The 15,852-nt window shown below is 36.8% G+C and carries 18 protein-coding genes; 3 read left to right on the top strand and 15 right to left on the bottom strand.

The window, feature by feature from the left end:
* Positions 1-387: 387 nt before the first annotated feature.
* Together ATHE_RS02570 and ATHE_RS02565 are read left to right on the top strand one after the other, a co-directional pair.
* Complete coding sequence (locus ATHE_RS02570; protein ID WP_041727048.1) at positions 388-1,098, top strand: nucleotidyl transferase AbiEii/AbiGii toxin family protein; 711 nt, start codon at positions 388-390, stop codon at positions 1,096-1,098.
* Positions 1,095-1,424 (top strand): DUF6922 domain-containing protein, encoded by a 330-nt coding sequence (locus tag ATHE_RS02565; protein ID WP_015907104.1) that lies wholly within the window; start codon positions 1,095-1,097, stop codon positions 1,422-1,424. Before ATHE_RS02570 ends, ATHE_RS02565 begins: the two co-directional genes overlap by 4 nt.
* A gap of 51 nt (positions 1,425-1,475) precedes the next feature.
* On the opposite strand, the gene ATHE_RS02560 is transcribed toward ATHE_RS02565, so the two are convergent.
* The 10 genes from ATHE_RS02560 to ATHE_RS02515 form a co-directional block, all read right to left on the bottom strand.
* Positions 1,476-2,873: a beta/alpha barrel domain-containing protein gene (locus ATHE_RS02560; RefSeq protein ID WP_015907103.1), complete on the bottom strand. Its 1,398-nt coding sequence runs from the start codon at positions 2,871-2,873 to the stop codon at positions 1,476-1,478.
* 177 nt (positions 2,874-3,050) lie between these two features.
* A complete protein-coding gene (locus ATHE_RS02555; RefSeq protein WP_015907102.1) occupies positions 3,051-4,289 on the bottom strand; it encodes a DNA recombination protein RmuC in 1,239 nt (412 codons plus the stop codon).
* A 109-nt stretch (positions 4,290-4,398) separates the two neighbouring features.
* Positions 4,399-5,286, bottom strand: coding sequence for a PSP1 domain-containing protein (locus ATHE_RS02550; protein ID WP_015907101.1), 888 nt, complete (start codon positions 5,284-5,286; stop codon positions 4,399-4,401).
* Between the two features lie 6 nt (positions 5,287-5,292).
* Entirely contained in the window at positions 5,293-6,255 is a 963-nt protein-coding gene (locus ATHE_RS02545; RefSeq protein WP_015907100.1) for a DNA polymerase III subunit, read from the bottom strand.
* A 27-nt stretch (positions 6,256-6,282) separates the two neighbouring features.
* On the bottom strand, positions 6,283-6,729 hold the full coding sequence (locus ATHE_RS02540; RefSeq protein ID WP_015907099.1) for a YaaR family protein: 447 nt from the start codon (positions 6,727-6,729) through the stop codon (positions 6,283-6,285).
* A 26-nt stretch (positions 6,730-6,755) separates the two neighbouring features.
* Positions 6,756-7,085, bottom strand: coding sequence for a cyclic-di-AMP receptor (locus ATHE_RS02535; protein WP_013431048.1), 330 nt, complete (start codon positions 7,083-7,085; stop codon positions 6,756-6,758).
* 72 nt (positions 7,086-7,157) lie between these two features.
* Positions 7,158-7,784 carry a dTMP kinase gene (gene tmk / locus ATHE_RS02530; protein ID WP_015907098.1) on the bottom strand — a complete coding sequence of 209 codons (627 nt, stop codon included), beginning with the start codon at positions 7,782-7,784 and terminating at the stop codon, positions 7,158-7,160.
* Entirely contained in the window at positions 7,771-9,165 is a 1,395-nt protein-coding gene (locus ATHE_RS02525; protein WP_015907097.1) for an aminotransferase class I/II-fold pyridoxal phosphate-dependent enzyme, read from the bottom strand. Before ATHE_RS02525 ends, tmk begins: the two co-directional genes overlap by 14 nt.
* On the bottom strand, positions 9,125-9,682 hold the full coding sequence (locus ATHE_RS02520) for a FumA C-terminus/TtdB family hydratase beta subunit (RefSeq protein ID WP_015907096.1): 558 nt from the start codon (positions 9,680-9,682) through the stop codon (positions 9,125-9,127). The genes ATHE_RS02525 and ATHE_RS02520 overlap by 41 nt, the downstream gene beginning before the upstream one ends.
* Before the next feature lie 121 nt (positions 9,683-9,803).
* On the bottom strand, positions 9,804-9,977 hold the full coding sequence (locus tag ATHE_RS02515) for an indolepyruvate ferredoxin oxidoreductase subunit alpha (RefSeq protein WP_013431052.1): 174 nt from the start codon (positions 9,975-9,977) through the stop codon (positions 9,804-9,806).
* A gap of 154 nt (positions 9,978-10,131) precedes the next feature.
* Here ATHE_RS02515 and safA point away from each other — a divergent pair, with 154 nt between their 5' ends.
* The gene (gene safA / locus ATHE_RS02510) at positions 10,132-10,743 is read left to right on the top strand and encodes a SafA/ExsA family spore coat assembly protein (RefSeq protein WP_015907095.1); all 612 of its coding nucleotides are present in this window, start codon (positions 10,132-10,134) and stop codon (positions 10,741-10,743) included.
* A 97-nt stretch (positions 10,744-10,840) separates the two neighbouring features.
* Here safA and cimA read toward each other — a convergent pair whose 3' ends face one another.
* The 5 genes from cimA to ilvN all read right to left on the bottom strand — a co-directional run bounded on the left by cimA (position 10,841) and on the right by ilvN (position 15,814).
* On the bottom strand, positions 10,841-12,421 hold the full coding sequence (gene cimA, locus ATHE_RS02505; protein WP_015907094.1) for a citramalate synthase: 1,581 nt from the start codon (positions 12,419-12,421) through the stop codon (positions 10,841-10,843).
* A gap of 93 nt (positions 12,422-12,514) precedes the next feature.
* The gene (locus ATHE_RS14745) at positions 12,515-12,679 is read right to left on the bottom strand and encodes a hypothetical protein (protein WP_179121858.1); all 165 of its coding nucleotides are present in this window, start codon (positions 12,677-12,679) and stop codon (positions 12,515-12,517) included.
* A gap of 78 nt (positions 12,680-12,757) precedes the next feature.
* Entirely contained in the window at positions 12,758-14,281 is a 1,524-nt protein-coding gene (locus ATHE_RS02500; protein ID WP_015907092.1) for a 2-isopropylmalate synthase, read from the bottom strand.
* Positions 14,282-14,297: 16 nt separating this feature from the next.
* Complete coding sequence (gene ilvC / locus ATHE_RS02495) at positions 14,298-15,299, bottom strand: ketol-acid reductoisomerase (RefSeq protein ID WP_013431057.1); 1,002 nt, start codon at positions 15,297-15,299, stop codon at positions 14,298-14,300.
* A 2-nt stretch (positions 15,300-15,301) separates the two neighbouring features.
* Entirely contained in the window at positions 15,302-15,814 is a 513-nt protein-coding gene (gene ilvN, locus ATHE_RS02490; protein WP_015907091.1) for an acetolactate synthase small subunit, read from the bottom strand.
* Positions 15,815-15,852: the final 38 nt, after the last annotated feature.

Genomic DNA, 15,852 nt, shown 5'->3' with positions numbered 1-15,852 from the left:
CCTTTGGTTTGTTTTCCCTTTTTCTTTTTTTATTTTTTCATCATTATATTCTACTTCATTTTTTCTCTTCTACCAAGAGGAGAAAGCTTTTTTCATCCAATGTCAAATAAATATTTTACACTAAGATTGCATTATTTTATATAAAGTTTTTAAGGTGATTTATAATTGTTTTAGATATAGTATATAAAAAGTAATATATATTTGTATAATTTGTGTTTCGTTAAATAAATCTTACAATACTCTATTTGTCAATTATTGCCTAATAACAAATACGCATGATATAACCTGACATAAGTTTTTTAGATCTAAATTAAAATTTAATTCAAGCAAATACGTTTATGTTATAATGACTATTAGTAGGAAAAAATAAAAAAGGAGTCAGCTATGATGGATATGGAAGTATTAGACTCAGTAGGATATGAAATATGTAGAAATATCGCTAAAAGCAATTTGTCAAAAAAATTCTATCTTGCAGGAGGTACTGCATTGGCATTGCAACTTCGCCATAGAAAGTCATATGATTTGGATTTTTTTCAAAAAGAAGTTAGCGAAAAAATAGAATTTGAATATATTTACAATATTTTAACCAAGTCGTTCTCTAAAAAAAATGTAAACATCATTATAAAGCAAGTTGACCAGATGACTTCAACTATATGTGGAGTAAAGATAAGTTTCATTGCATATCCCTTCCCTTTGATTGAGCCATTAGTCCAAGGTGATAAAATAGACATTCGTTTAAAAGGAATCAATTTAGCATCTCCAAAGGAAATAGCTTTGATGAAAGCGTATACCATCGGTAGACGACCAACATATAGAGATTATATTGACTTGTATTTTTTACTCAAAAAAGGTATTGTCAATTTAGAGTATATTTTAGAGAAAGCACCTCAGAAATTTGTAATAGAAGGTGAATCAGTTTTTTCAAAGAAATTGTTCTTAGAACAACTTATGTATACAGAAGATATAATTGATAAAGAAACAGCATTAATCTCTGTAATAGGTGAAGCACCAAAAGTAGGTGAAATAGAAAGGTTTTTAACTCAGCAAGCTAAAATAGCAATTGAAAAGTATATAAAGAAAAGAGGTATGCTACCATGAAACTTCCGGAGGATTTTAAAATCTTATTCAAAAATTATAACTTTGAAATGTTAGATACAGAAAAACACAAAGATTTAATAATAAAGACAGTATTAGCATACGGCAATTGGGAACACATTGAAAAACTTTTTACTTTTTATAGCTTCAACGAAATAAAAGATGTATTCTTAAAAGACTTCTATGGAGCTAAAGAACTTCCTATACCTACAATTTATCTTTGGGGAAGTGTATTTCTTGATGAAAAAGAGTATTGGAAATATAGAAATATGAGAAGTAAGATGAACTTGGTAGAAAAATGGAAACAGACAAGAAAGATACAAAAATAAAAAGCCAGCCCAACTTTTTAGGACTGGCTCTTTTTAAAATATTTAGAAAAACTATTTTACCCTACTTTCATGCATCTTGAAAAGTTCTGGCATGACTTCTCGAACAACCATTTCAAGCTCATCGTCACCAATAACAGTTGTTCTTCCATTTTCGTACTCCCTGTCAACCCACTCTTTGATTTTAGCAACTCTCGGGTCGCGCTTGTCAATCTTCTTGTCACCTTCAAGCCTGAAATATGTGTTAATCCATGCAGCGATACCTGCAAGCCCAGAGTGTGCATCAACTGCAATGACAATTGGACGGTTTAAAATCTTTTTTGTATCAAATATGTTGTAGATTTCCTCATCCTTCAAAATACCATCAGCATGAATTCCTGCTCTTGTTGCATTAAATGCTCTGCCAACAAACGGCGTTCTTGGCGGAATCTCATAGTCAAGCTCTTTTTCAAAGTAATCTGCAATCTCAGTGATTACCTCAAGCCTCATATTCTTTGTTGTGCCTCTAAGCTGGGCATATTCAATTACCATAGCCTCCAAAGGAGTATTACCAGTTCTCTCACCTATACCCAAGAGCGAACAGTTAACTGCAGATGCACCGTAAAGCCATGCAGTGCCAGAGTTAACAACAGCTTTGTAAAAATCGTTGTGACCATGCCACTCAAGCCACTCAGACGGCACCTCTGCGTAATGCCTTAGCCCGTAAATTATTCCCTGCACGCTTCTTGGAAGAGCAACTCCCGGGTAAGACACACCAAGCCCGAGGGTATCGCATGCTCTTATCTTGACCGGCATATTTGCTTGGCGCGCAAGTTTCATAAGCTCATTTGCAAACGGAACAACAAAGCCGTAAAAGTCTGCTCTTGTGATGTCCTCAAAATGGCAGCGTGGAATAATTCCATGTTCAAGCGCTGCTTCAACAATAGAAAGATACATCTCCATTGCCTGTTTTCTTGTCATGTTGAGCTTTTTGAATATATGATAGTCAGAGCAGGACACCAAAATTCCTGTCTCTTTGATGCCCATCTCTTTCACAAGTTGAAAATCCTCTTTTCTTGCTCTTATCCATGAGGTAACCTCTGGATACCTGTAACCTCTTTCCATGCATTTTATAACAGCTTCTCTATCTTTTTTTGAATATAGGAAAAACTCTGTCTGACGGATCACGCCAGAGTCATTGTCAAGTTCATGAAGATAATCAAAAAGCCTTACAATTTGTTCAACTGTATAAGGAGACCTTGCTTGCTGACCATCTCTGAATGTTGTATCTGTTATCCATATCTCATCAGGCACAAACATAGGAACATGCCTGTGGTTGAAGGCTATCTTGGGTATCTCTGTATACGGGAAAATCTCTCTATAGAGGTTCGGCTCTGGAACATCCTGGAGTGTATATTTATACGCTGCCTGCTCAATCAGGTTTGTCTTGGGATTAAATTCTACTCTTGCCACTTAAACTTCCCTCCACATTGTATATATGTATACAATCAAGTGTTATGAGATATATTATATTCTACTTTTGCATTTTTGACAATAGGACATTGCAAATTGTTCTTTTGCACAAGACTATATTTTAAGATATGAGTTGAAATTTTGCAAGATGGCAATTTAAAATCTTCATATGTGAGATTATTTCCCTGAACCTTCTTCAATAGCTTCCTCATCATAAAGAATCATATCTATATCTTTTTCTGAAGAGAGGGTCTCAACACTTTTAAGCTTTCTTTCTATAGTTCTTGTCTTTCTTGTTGCAGTGTCAATTGTATCCTGCGCTTCAGAAAGCTTCTTTTTAACCTTTTCAAGAATCTCAGCAAACCTTGAAAACTCAGTCTTGACGGCAGACAAAAGCTCCCAGATCTCATTTGTTCTCTTTTCAATAGCAAAAGTTTTAAATCCAAGCGAAATGGTGTTGAGCATTGCAACAACTGTTGTAGGTCCTGCAATAATTACCTTGTATTCCCTTTGCACAGACTCAAACAGCCCGGGTATCTTCAGCACCTCTGCATAAAGCCCTTCAGAGGGCAAAAACATGATAGCAAAATCTGTTGTTTTAGGCGGGTCTATGTACTTTTCCTTTATAGTCTTTGCATTCTGTCTTATACTATTTTCAAGCTCCTTCGAAAATCTTGCAACTTCTTCTGTCTCCGCTTTCTCCTGCGCCTCAATAAGCCGCTGATAACTTTCTATGGGGAATTTGGAGTCTATTGGAAGGTATATAAATTCATTATCTTTTGAATTTTTAGAAGGAATCTTTATTGCAAACTCAACTTGCTCTTGAGTGTGCGGTTTTATCCTGACATTTCTTTCGTACTGTGATTGATCCAAAATCTGGTCTATGATATTGCCAAGCTGAATCTCACCAAGTGTTCCACGAACCTTTACATTGCTCAAAATCTTTTTAAGGTCTCCAACACTTCCGGCCAGGGCCTGCATCTCACCAAGCCCTCTGTGGACAAGCTCCAGACGCTCTGATACAAGCTTGAAAGACTGCGAAAGTTTTGTCTCTAATGTGCTTTGTAGCTGGCTGTCAACAGTCTCTCGTATTTTCTCAAGCTTACTATCTATCTCTTTTCGGATACTGTCAAGCCTTTCCTGACTTGATGATGTAAAATTTATTATCTGATTGGATAGATCTGAAAATCTTGTCATTAAAATGCTGCCAAATGAGCTTATTATATTTTGCATTTCATTTTTATTCTGAGAAAATTGCTGTGAGATAGAATTTTGAATTTGTTCAAGTTCTTTTTCAATCTCTAACAGTTTATTTTGAGTATCCAAAGAAGAATTTATATTATTTTTAAGCCTTATTAACAAAATCAAGTTTGATATGACAAGAACAATAGCAACAATTAGCAAAACTACTTCCAATCTTTATCACCTCTGCACAAGAAAAAGAATCTTAAAATTTAAAAAACGGGCTGCTTTCACAGTAACTTTTTAGCAGCCCTTTTTGCCTCTTTCAAGTTCAAATTCATTTTTATTCTTCCAAATCCAAAAGCTCTTTTAGCTCGTCGTCATCAAGTGCAATAACCGGCTGTTGAATCTTCTTGGTGTCTTTTAGAATCTCAAACTCACCAACAGAGTATTCTTTTACCTCTACATTTTGCATTTCATCTTCAAATCTGACCTTTATCTTTTCTTTTAAGAGGCTTACCTCAACTACTTCACCTATACCATCGGCTGTTTTTACAATCGCACCTATCCCGGGAAGCTTTAACATTGCCTCTTCATAGAATTTTTGCTCGTATGTCAAGCAGCACATGAGCCTGCCGCAAAGGCCGGATATCTTTGCAGGGTTTAAAACAAGCCCCTGCTGCTTTGCCATCTTTATTGAAATTGGTACAAACTCACAAAGATGCACTGCACAGCAAACCTCACGACCACATGGTCCCAAACCACCACGGAACTTTGTGTCGTCTCTGACACCTATTTGTCTCAGCTCAATCCTTGTTCTGAAAACTGCTGCAAGATCTTTTACAAGTTCTCTGAAATCAACCCTTCCTTCTGCTGTGAAATAGAAAAGAAGCTTGTTGTTGTCAAATGTGTACTCGGCATGCAAAAGCTTCATAGGAAGACCATGCTTTTGTACTTTTTCCTTGCAAATCTCAAGTGCTCTTGCCGCCTTTTCCATGTTTTCTTGAGCTTTTTTGTAATCCTCTTCTGTTGCCTTTCTTACAACCTTTTTGAGAGGCTGGACTATCTCTTCGTCAGGCACCTCTCTTTTTTCTATCATAACTTTTCCCATTTCAATTCCACGGACCGTCTCAACAATGACGTCATCTCCGGCTTTTAAATCTATGTTATTCGGGTCAAACCAGTATATCTTCCCTGCTTTTTTGAATCTAACTCCAACAACTTCTGCCATCTTTTTTTAGCCCCCTGATAGTTTTAAAAAAATCATGTCAAGCACATTGTCTGAGATTACATTTGCATCTGGGTACTTTTCTAATATTATAAAATCCTGCAATAGCCTGTATATATGAGAGATTGTATGCTTGTTTGCAAACTCAACTATCTTTTCTAACTTGTCTGTGTTTATAATAAGCTCAACAAGGTTTGTCTTTTTGAACATAAGCGCATCTCGTAAAAAGTATATAACTGTCTCAAATAAAAATGCAAAGTCGTCTTTAAACTTTTCAAAATCACTTTCAAATTCTTTTATCAAACTAAAACTTGCCCCGTCGTATGAAAGAAGTTTATCAAAAATATAGTCTCTTTTATTTTGAACCTCTTTATCATAAAAATCAAGAGCAATTTTAGGATTTCCTCTGCAAAGTTTTAAAACATAGTCTTTGGGTTCAAGCCCATGACTTTTCAAAATCTCAGATATTTCGCTTGAGCTGTATCTTTTGAATGAAAGCACTAATGACCTTGAAACCACTGTTGGCAAAAGCCTTTCTAAATTGTTGCATGTGAGAATAAAAAGAGCATACTCTGGAGGCTCTTCTAAAGTCTTTAAAAGTGCATTTTGAGCACTTGTTGACATCTCCTCAGCCTCTTGTATTATATATATCTTTTTTGTTGCAAAAATAGGTCCTCGTGAAATATCTTTTATAATCTCTCTAATAGCGTCAACAGATATCTCTTTTTTATCTTCATCTCTCTTTATTAATTTAAAATCCGGGTGTGTGAGTGCGTCAAAGAGCCTGCAGCTTTTACAAACCCCACACGCAAGCTTTTCTTCACACAAAACTTGCTTTGAAAAGGTCATTGCCAAAAGTTTTTTGCCAAGTCCTCTTTCACCTTCAAAAATGTATGCGTGAAAAGGTTTATTGAGTGCCTTTTTGAGAGTATTAATAATCTCTCTTTGCCCTATAAAAGTATCTAAATTCATACTTTTTCTCACCCTGTATAGATTTTCTTAGATAAATAGGTCAACAAGTAGCCCTTTTATTTCCCCTACATATGACAAAACTTTGAGATTGTCCGCTTCTTTTTTCAAAATCTCCTGAGTTAACATATCCATTTTTTCATCAATTTTTTTAACAATACCAAACACCTTGTGTCTGCCTTTTCTGCCAAAAAGACTTTCACTAAAATATTCGTGAGAAGAGAATACTGTATATCCCAAAAGTTCTCTTATCGCCTTTTTATACTCTTTTAGCGTCGAAAGGTCCAATCTTTCTGCAAGGCTCTTGCCAAGAGAGTCTATTTTGTTAATAAGCTCTTTTATCCTATTGATAATTTCATCTTTCTCAAGCTGCTTTACATAGTTTGAAAAAGAGTCTTTTGACCTTTCAACTCTTCGCTGGTCTTGAAAAAACGCTACATTATTTATATTGTTTCTTTTAACATCTTCTACTCTCATTTTGCTTTCCCACTTCTTAAATTTTTTTAAACCTTCTCAAATCTTTCAACATTGAGGACAAATATTGTTGCACCACCAATTGTTATTTCAATAGGATATGGCATGTATACACCTGTTGACGGATTGTTTGTAACAGGTGATGAAACAATTTGTTTGCGTGTCTTACACTTTTGAGATATAATGTCAATCACCTCAGAAACCCTGTCATCATCAATGCCTATGAGCAAAGTGGTATTGCCAGAGCGCAAAAATCCACCTGACGTTGAAAGCTTTGTTGCCATTATACCTTCTTTTTGAAGAGCGTCCAAAAGCCTGCCAATGTCTTCATTTTGCACAACTGCTACAATAAGCTTCATCTTCTCTCTTCTCTCCTCTCTATTGCAGTAAAAAGGTTCTTATTTAAAAACTCTTCTTCCTTTTCTACTTCTCTACTTCCCATTTACCAATAGCTTCTCTATCTCCAATAACACCTTTTCAAAAACCTCTTTCTCTGAACCCTGCGCCTCAATGTTCACACATCTTTCAAACCATTTTGATACCTCTTTAAAGCCGCTGTACACACGCCTGTGAAACTCCAAATCTTCTAAGTCAAGCCTGTCGTTTTTGCCAGCCATTTTGATTCTCTGCAGAGCTATTTCAGGCTCTAAGGTAAGAACAATGTAAAGATCGGGTTTTATTCTATCTTCAAAGATTGAATTTAATCTCAGAATATTTTCAACGCCAACCCCTCTTACAATGCCCTGGTAAACTACACTACTTAGGATGTATCTGTCGCAAAGCACAATGTACCCTTCATCCAGTGCGGGAATGAGTACATTTTTAACATGTTCGTTTCTGTCTGCAGCTAAAAGCAGAGCTTCAGTAAGCCCATCCATCTTATATTGAGGGTCTAAAAGAAGCTTTCTGATTCGGTATCCTACTTCTGTCCCACCTGGCTCTCTTGTTGTGAGAACTTTGTATCCCTTTTCTTTAAGATATTTTTCAACTTTTACAAGCTGGGTAGTTTTACCTGAACCATCGTTTCCTTCAAATACTATGAGTTTACCCATCCTCAACCACATCAACCTCATTTTTTTTGATAAATTCAATACCCAAAAGCTCTTGCAAATATTCTATAGTATCTTTTTCTATAACCTCACCCTCAACAACAACCGGAAATCCCGGGGGATAAGGAATGATTGCCTGCGCACATACAAAGCCTTCTGCCTCACAAATCTTTACCCTTCTTTTTCTTGCGTTGTCAACTTCGTATATTTTTAAAACCTTTTTCGGTCTTGGCGGTGATAAAAACCTTTTCTCAGGTTCTTCTTTTCCTTTTTCTTTTATTATATCATAAAAAAAGCTTTCCAAGATTTCAAAATTAGAAAGAGAATCCACCAGAGAAAAATAAAACAGAATCCTATTCTGGTCAAAAACCTCTGGAACAATAGAATACCTCTCCAAAAGACTTTTTACAAAACTTTGATTTTTCCCTACTTTGCCAAAGTTTAAAAGAAGTTTTAAAATATCTACATCTTTGTAGACATAGTTTGTATATTCTAAGACCGGCTTGCATAGCTTTTCAAGTTTTCTTTCGAGCTCTTTAAAAAGCTGTCTGCCAAACTTTTTTGAAAACTCTATCCCATACTCACTCCAAGCAAGCAGCACATACGATGGGCTTGTTGTATGAAGATAACCCAATGTTGCAGAAAGTTTCTTATTATCATTATCTGCTAAGTTTGACAAAAGCAGTGCAGACTGGTTTGGACATGGCAATGTTTTGTGAAGACTTAAAATGCATATGTCAGCTCCGTTATCCAAGGCTGTTTTTTTTCCTACAAATTTATAATAACCTCCGTGAGCTTGGTCAACTATGAGTTTCTTCTGATATTTCTTTGCTATATCTGAGAGTACCTTTACATTTTGTTCAATGCCGTAATACGATGGTGAGGTTATTACAACAATTTGAGATTTTGAAGTTTGAAGGACAATTTCAAAGTGCTTTTCGTCGATATATGTAAATATTTCTAAAGAATCATTGTACTGTGGATATATATATTCAATGTCAAGTTTTAAAATCTTTGCTATATTATATATGCTTTTGTGAGCATCTCTGTTTATAAGTATACTGTCGTACGGATTTGAAAATGCAGCAATTGAGGCTTGCAGAAGGTGTGTTGAGCCCTGAAGAGACAAAAAGCTATAATTTGTACCAAAAAACTCATTTATCCCATCTAAAAATTCCTTTATATAACCTTTTGGGTCCAATAAATTGTCTGTACAGAAGGTTTCTGTGACATCAAAGTTGGGAAATATATTTTTAATTGCATCTGGGAAAATCTCTTCTTTACCTTTGTGACCTGGCATGTGAAGACGCAAAAAATTGTAGCTTTTAAGAGCATTGAAAATTTTAAGACTATCTAAAATCCTTTGCATACTTTCTTGGTCCAATTTCATATATATCTTCCCCTTGAGAATCTATTGCAACAATGCAAGGCAAGCTTTCGACCTCAATTTCACGAATTGCCTCTGCACCAAGGTCCTCAAACATAACTATCCTTTGAGATTTGACACAGCTTTGAATCAACACTGCAGCACCACCAAATGTGGCAAGATAAATGCTACCGTGTTTTTTAATTGCCTCTTTTACAGCCTCACTTCTTTTACCCTTTCCAATTAAAACCTTTATTCCAAGCTCAAGCATCATGGGAGTAAATACATCCATCCTGCCTGCTGTTGTGGGACCACATGGTCCTATTACTTCACCCGGCTTTTCAGGACAGGGACCCATATAATATATCGCACCATTTTTAAAATCTATTGGGATTTTACTTCCTTTTTGAATCATTTCAAAAAGCCTTTTGTGAGCAGCATCCCTTGCAACAAAAAGTTTGCCATACACTAAAACTTCTTGACCACATTTTAGCTTTTGTATCTCCTCAGGATTTTGAACTGGAACATAAATCCTGTTCAATTTCTTTTTCGCCCTTCCTTTCAACTATACAGATTTTTCTAATTTTATTTCAATTTATAATTTAAAGACCGGGTGATTGATTTCTTACCCGGTCCTAAGCTAATTTTGCAACTTTCAAGAACTACTCTCTTGGCTTTGGAGCATCAACTGGGCATACATTTGCGCATGCACCGCATGAGATGCATTCTTCTTCGTTAATTACATACTTTCCATCGCCAGGGGATATGCACGAAACAGGGCATTCGCTCTCGCATGCGCCGCATGAAATACAATCATCTGTGATGTAATATGCCATTTTATCTTTGCCTCCTTTTTGAAATTAGATTTACTTCTATAATAATACCACGATTTTGTGGTTTTTAAAATAGATTTTTAATTAGGTTTTTAAAAGGAAAGAATTAAGCAAAAGATTTTTAAGAAAAATAAGATATGAGGAGGTGAAAGCTTAAATGAGAAAAATAGTTGCATTTTTGAGCATACTATTTTTTCTGAATTTTTCAAGTGCCTTTGCACAAACAAAGATTTATACTATCCAAACCGGAGACACTCTGTGGAGTATAGCTGTTAAAAATCAGGTTGGTATAAGCGAACTTTTAGCGGCAAATCCACAGATTAAAAATCCAAACTTAATATTTCCCGGACAAAAGATAAACATCCCCAATCACTCCGATTTTAAATCCTTTGAAGATGAAGTAATAAGGCTCACAAACCAAGAGCGCGCAAAAGCTGGGCTTGCGATACTTAAGTCAAATTGGCAGCTTTCACGCGTTGCCAAATACAAATCTCAGGATATGGCAAGCAAAAACTATTTTTCACACTATTCCCCAACTTATGGCTCACCATTTAAGATGATGGAAAGTTTTGGGCTCAAATTTTCTGCAGCAGGGGAAAATATTGCGTACGGGCAAAAATCTCCTCAAGAGGTTGTTCGTTCATGGATGAACTCCCCAGGTCACAGAGCAAATATTCTAAGCCCCTCTTTTACTGAAATTGGTGTTGGGGTTGCAAAAAACAGCAAGGGAGTTTTGTACTGGACCCAGATGTTCATAAGACCATACTAAATTGAAAATAATAAAAAAGTAATATATTTATTGATTCTGCAAAATTAAAAGCAGGGGCTGTCAAAAATTATTTTGAGATGGACAGTCCCTGCTTTATTTATTTTCCCACTTTTTCTTTGCAAAGCTTATACTCCAGTGAGTCAACAAGTGCAATCCAGCTTGCATTTACAATGTCGGTTGAAACACCTACAGTTGTCCATGTGTCTTTGCCGTCTGTTGACTCAATCAGAACCCTTACCTTTGCAGCAGTTGCAGTCTCGGCGTTGAGCACTCTTACTTTGTAGTCAACAAGATGAACCTCTTTGAGCTCTGGGTAGAACTTTTCCAATGCCTTTCTCAAAGCACTATCTAAAGCATGAACAGGACCATCACCTTCTGCAGCAGTGATTGCTGTAACCCCATCTACCGCAATCTTTACAATTGCAGATGAGCTGTACTCTACTGCCGGTTCATTAATGAGAACTTTAAATTCTTTGAGAGTAAAGAACGGCTGGTAAAGTCCCAGTTTTTTTCTAATTAACATCTCAAATGAAGCCTCTGCAGACTCAAACTGATACCCTTCATTTTCAAGACGCTTTAGCTCATCAATAATCTCTTTTGTGACAGGTGAGTCTTTTGTAACTGTCGGGTCAATCTCGCGAATCTTGTCAAGAATTGTAGCCCTTCCTGCAACCTCAGACAGTACTATTCTTCTTGTGTTTCCAACAATCTCAGGGTTAATATGCTCAAACGAAGCTGGATTTTTCTTGACAGCATCAATGTGCATACCAGCCTTGTGAGTAAACGCATAAGCTCCAACATATGGTGCGCGCTCGTTTGGAATCATGTTGGCAATCTCTGCAACATACCTTGAAAGTGATGTCAGGTGTTTTATGTTCTCATCTGGTACACATTTAAAGCCAAGCTTTAGCTGAAGATTTGGTATGAGTGTAATAAGGTCTGCGTTTCCACATCTCTCACCATATCCGTTTATAGTCCCCTGAACCTGACGAGCTCCTGCCAAAACCGCCATGACTGAGTTTGCAACAGCCATGCCTGTGTCGTTATGACAGTGAATTCCAATCATCGTCCCAGGAAACATCTCAACAACTTCTTTCGTGATGTTGTAAACATCCATTGGGAAAGTACCGCCATTTGTATCGCACAGGTCCAAAGAGTCTGCACCTGCTTCTTTTGCAACCTTTAAAGTCTCCAAAGCGTACTTTTTGTTATTTTTATAACCATCAAAAAAGTGCTCTGCATCAAATACAACATACTTCCCCAATGACTTTAAATATTTTATAGTATCATAAATCATCTGAAGATTTTCATCCTCTGTTGTTTTCAAGACCTCTTTAACATGAAAATCCCATGACTTGCCAAAGATTGCAACAGCTTCGGTATCAGCCGCAATGAGTGACTGAATGTTAGGGTCATCTTTCACGTTAATCCCCACTCGCCTTGTTGAACCAAAGGCGATAAGCTTTGCGTTTTTCAATCTCATCTTTTTAACTCTTGCAAAAAATTCCTGGTCTTTGATGTTAGAACCGGGATTCCCTGCTTCGATAAATTTCACACCAAATTTGTCAAGCCTCTCTACAATCTTGAGCTTATCTTCCAGAGTATATGAAATTCCACCAGCCTGAGCACCGTCTCTTAAGGTTGAGTCATAGATGATGATGGTCTTATTATTTTCCACTTCATTTTCCCTCCTTTTTGATATCAAAAAAGCCCAGCCTGTGATTTTTTAGGCTGGGCTTTTAAAATTCAATCTCAAATCTGATTGCAAATTCTAAAGATGCCCTAAGGGTCTTTTCAAAAACCCTCTTTGCTCATACACAGGCCAAAATGGGTGCAATGCGGCATATGAAATTTTATAAATACACTTAATTATTCTCTTTCTAATTATTGAAATAATGCTAATTATTGTGATTGCGCCGCATATTCGTATTATCATTTTTTGCACCCCTTTGACCCTCAAGTTTTATTTGCTAATTATTTTAAACCCAATTTAAAAAATTGTAAAGAGTCAATTTTACTCCTCTGAAATTTTATACAGCATCTTATTTATAGCATTTACATACGCTTTTGCGCTTGCTTCTAAAATATCTGTAGATAAGCCTCTTCCCAAAAACGCTTTGCCATCCTTCTTAATTCTGACTGTTACCTCGCCAAGAGCATCCTTGCCCTGGGTGACAGCCTTTATACTATAATCATCAAGTTCAACCTGAAGACCTGTAATTCTGTCAATTGCCTTGAAGATTGCATCAACAGGACCATCACCTGTCGCCGCCTCTTCAAACTCTTCCTCACCCGATTTTATCCTTACAGATGCAGTTGATATAAGACCATTTCCGCTTATTATCTGGAACCTTACAAGCTCATATGTCTCTGGAATATTGAGTGACTTTTGTTCTAAAAGTGCCTCAATGTCTTTGTCAAGTACAACCTTCTTTTTGTCTGCCAAAACTTTAAACTTTTCAAATGCAGCGTCAATCTCTTCTCTTGTGAGGTCTGTGTATCCAAGCTCTTTGAGCCTTTCTTCAAACGCATGACGACCAGAGTGCTTGCCCAAAACCATCCTGTTTTTCGGAAGACCAATTGACACAGGGTCAATAATCTCATATGTTGTTCGTTCTGACAATACTCCATGCTGATGTATACCAGACTCGTGCGCAAATGCATTTGCACCAACTATTGCTTTGTTTGGCTGAACAAATACGCCTGTAAGAGAAGACACAAGCTTGCTTGTTCGATAAATCTGGGTTGTATCTATCAAAACATCAACATCATAAAAGTCTTTTCGGGTTTTGAGAGCCATTACAATTTCTTCTAAGGCAGCATTCCCAGCCCTCTCACCAAGACCATTTATTGTACATTCAACCTGATGAACCCCTTCTTCAACAGCAGCCAATGAGTTTGCAACAGCAAGACCTAAGTCGTTGTGGCAATGAACTGAAATTTGAACCTTGTCAATGTCAGGAATGTTTTCTTTTATTGCTCGAATAATTCTTTTCATCTCTTCAGGTGTTGTGTAGCCTACCGTGTCTGGTATGTTTATAACTGTTGCACCGGCTTTTATTACAGCGTCAAACACCTTTATTAAAAATTCAATTCTTGAACGTGTTGCATCCTCACATGAAAACTCTACATCAGACACATATTTTTTTGCATATTTTACCATAGCAACTGCTCGCTCAAGTACCTCATCTTCTGTCATCTTGAGCTTGTATTTCATATGAATATCACTTGTTGCAATGAATGTATGAATTCTTGGGGATGAAGCCTTTTTGAGCGCCTCATACGCCCTATCTATGTCTTTTTCAATTGCTCTTGCCAAAGAGACTATTACTGCATCCTTTATATTCTCAGATATTACTTTTATTGCCTCAAAATCCCCAGGAGAGGCAATTGCAAATCCTGCTTCTATCACATCAACTTTGAGTTTTTCAAGCTGTTTTGCAATCTCAAGTTTTTCATTGACGTTGAGCGACACACCTGGTGTTTGCTCACCGTCTCTGAGCGTGGTATCAAATATTCTAATAACTCTTTTTCCCATTAAAAACCCCTCACCCTTATTCTTTTATTGGCTTTATCCAAGGCATCATCTTTCTGAGCTCTTTACCAACCTGTTCAATCAAAAGATTTTGTTCTCTTTTTCTTATGCTATTGAACTCAGGTCTTCCTGCCATGTTCTCCAAAATCCACTTCTTCGCAAATGTACCATTTTGAATCTCCTCTAATACTTTTTTCATCTCTTTTCTTGTCTCTTCTGTTATAATTCTCTTACCTGTCATGTAGTCGCCATACTCAGCTGTGTCTGAAATTGAATAGCGCATAAGTGAAAGTCCACCCTGCCAAATCAAATCAACTATAAGCTTCATCTCATGCAAACACTCAAAATACGCAATTTCTGGCTGATACCCTGCTTCAACCAGTGTATCAAACCCGGCTTTGATAAGCTCTGTAAGACCGCCACACAAAACTGCCTGTTCACCAAAAAGGTCTGTCTCTGTCTCCTCTTTAAATGTTGTAAGAATTATCCCTGCCCTTGATGCACCAATACCTTTTGCATAAGCTAAGGCAACATCTAAGGCTTTTCCTGTATAGTCCTGATGTACAGCGACTAAAGCTGGTACACCTTTTCCTTCCTCATACTGGCTTCTGACTGTGTGCCCTGGTCCTTTTGGAGCTATCATAATAACATCAACGTATGGTGGTGGAACTATCTGACCAAAGTGAATGTTAAACCCGTGCGCAAATGCTATTGCCTTTCCTTCTTTTAAGTTAGGTTCTATACTCTCTTTAAATAGCTTTGGCTGTTTTTCATCATTTACAAGAATCATAATAACATCTGCAACTTTTGTTGCCTCATCAGCTGTCATAACTTTAAGACCATGACTTTCTGCTTTTGCCCAAGACTTGCTTCCATGATAAAGTCCAACAACAACATTTATACCAGAATCTCTCAAGTTCAGTGCATGTGCATGACCTTGGCTGCCAAAACCAATTACTGCAACCGTTTTGTCTTTAAGCAAATCTAAATTGCAATCACTATCATAGAATATCTTTGCCATCTTTACTCATCCTCCTCAGACTTAGATTTTGATATGACTTTATTTCCACGCTCTATCGCAATAAGTCCTGTACGGACTACCTCGCGAATACCATATTGTTTTAAAAGTTCTATCAGCGCTTCAATCTTGTCCTCATCACCTGAAATCTCAATTGTAAGCGTTTCTTTTGACACATCAACAATATTTGCTCTGAAAATCTCTGTTATTTGAATAATGTCTGAACGTGTCTGAGAATTAGCATTTACTTTGATAAGCGCAAGCTCTCTTTCAACAGCTTCTTTTGGGTTTAGCTTTTTGACTTTTATAACATCAATAAGCTTATTTAGCTGTTTTGTCACCTGCTCGACAATATAGTCGTCTCCATTTACAACAATTGTCATGCGGGATATTGTAGGGTCTTCTGTAACACCAACAGCAAGGCTGTCTATGTTAAAACCTCTTCTTGAAAAAAGCCCTGCAACTCTAGACAGTACACCCGGGTGGTTCTCAACCAGAACAGAAAGTGTGTACTTCACCTTCTTACATCCCCCTATCACCAAAAATTTTGGTAAAC

This window comes from Caldicellulosiruptor bescii DSM 6725 (assembly GCF_000022325.1).
Lineage (GTDB): Bacteria > Bacillota > Thermoanaerobacteria > Caldicellulosiruptorales > Caldicellulosiruptoraceae > Caldicellulosiruptor > Caldicellulosiruptor bescii.
The sequence above is the reverse complement of the archived record's forward strand: the minus strand, read 5'-3'. Positions and strand labels throughout refer to the sequence as shown.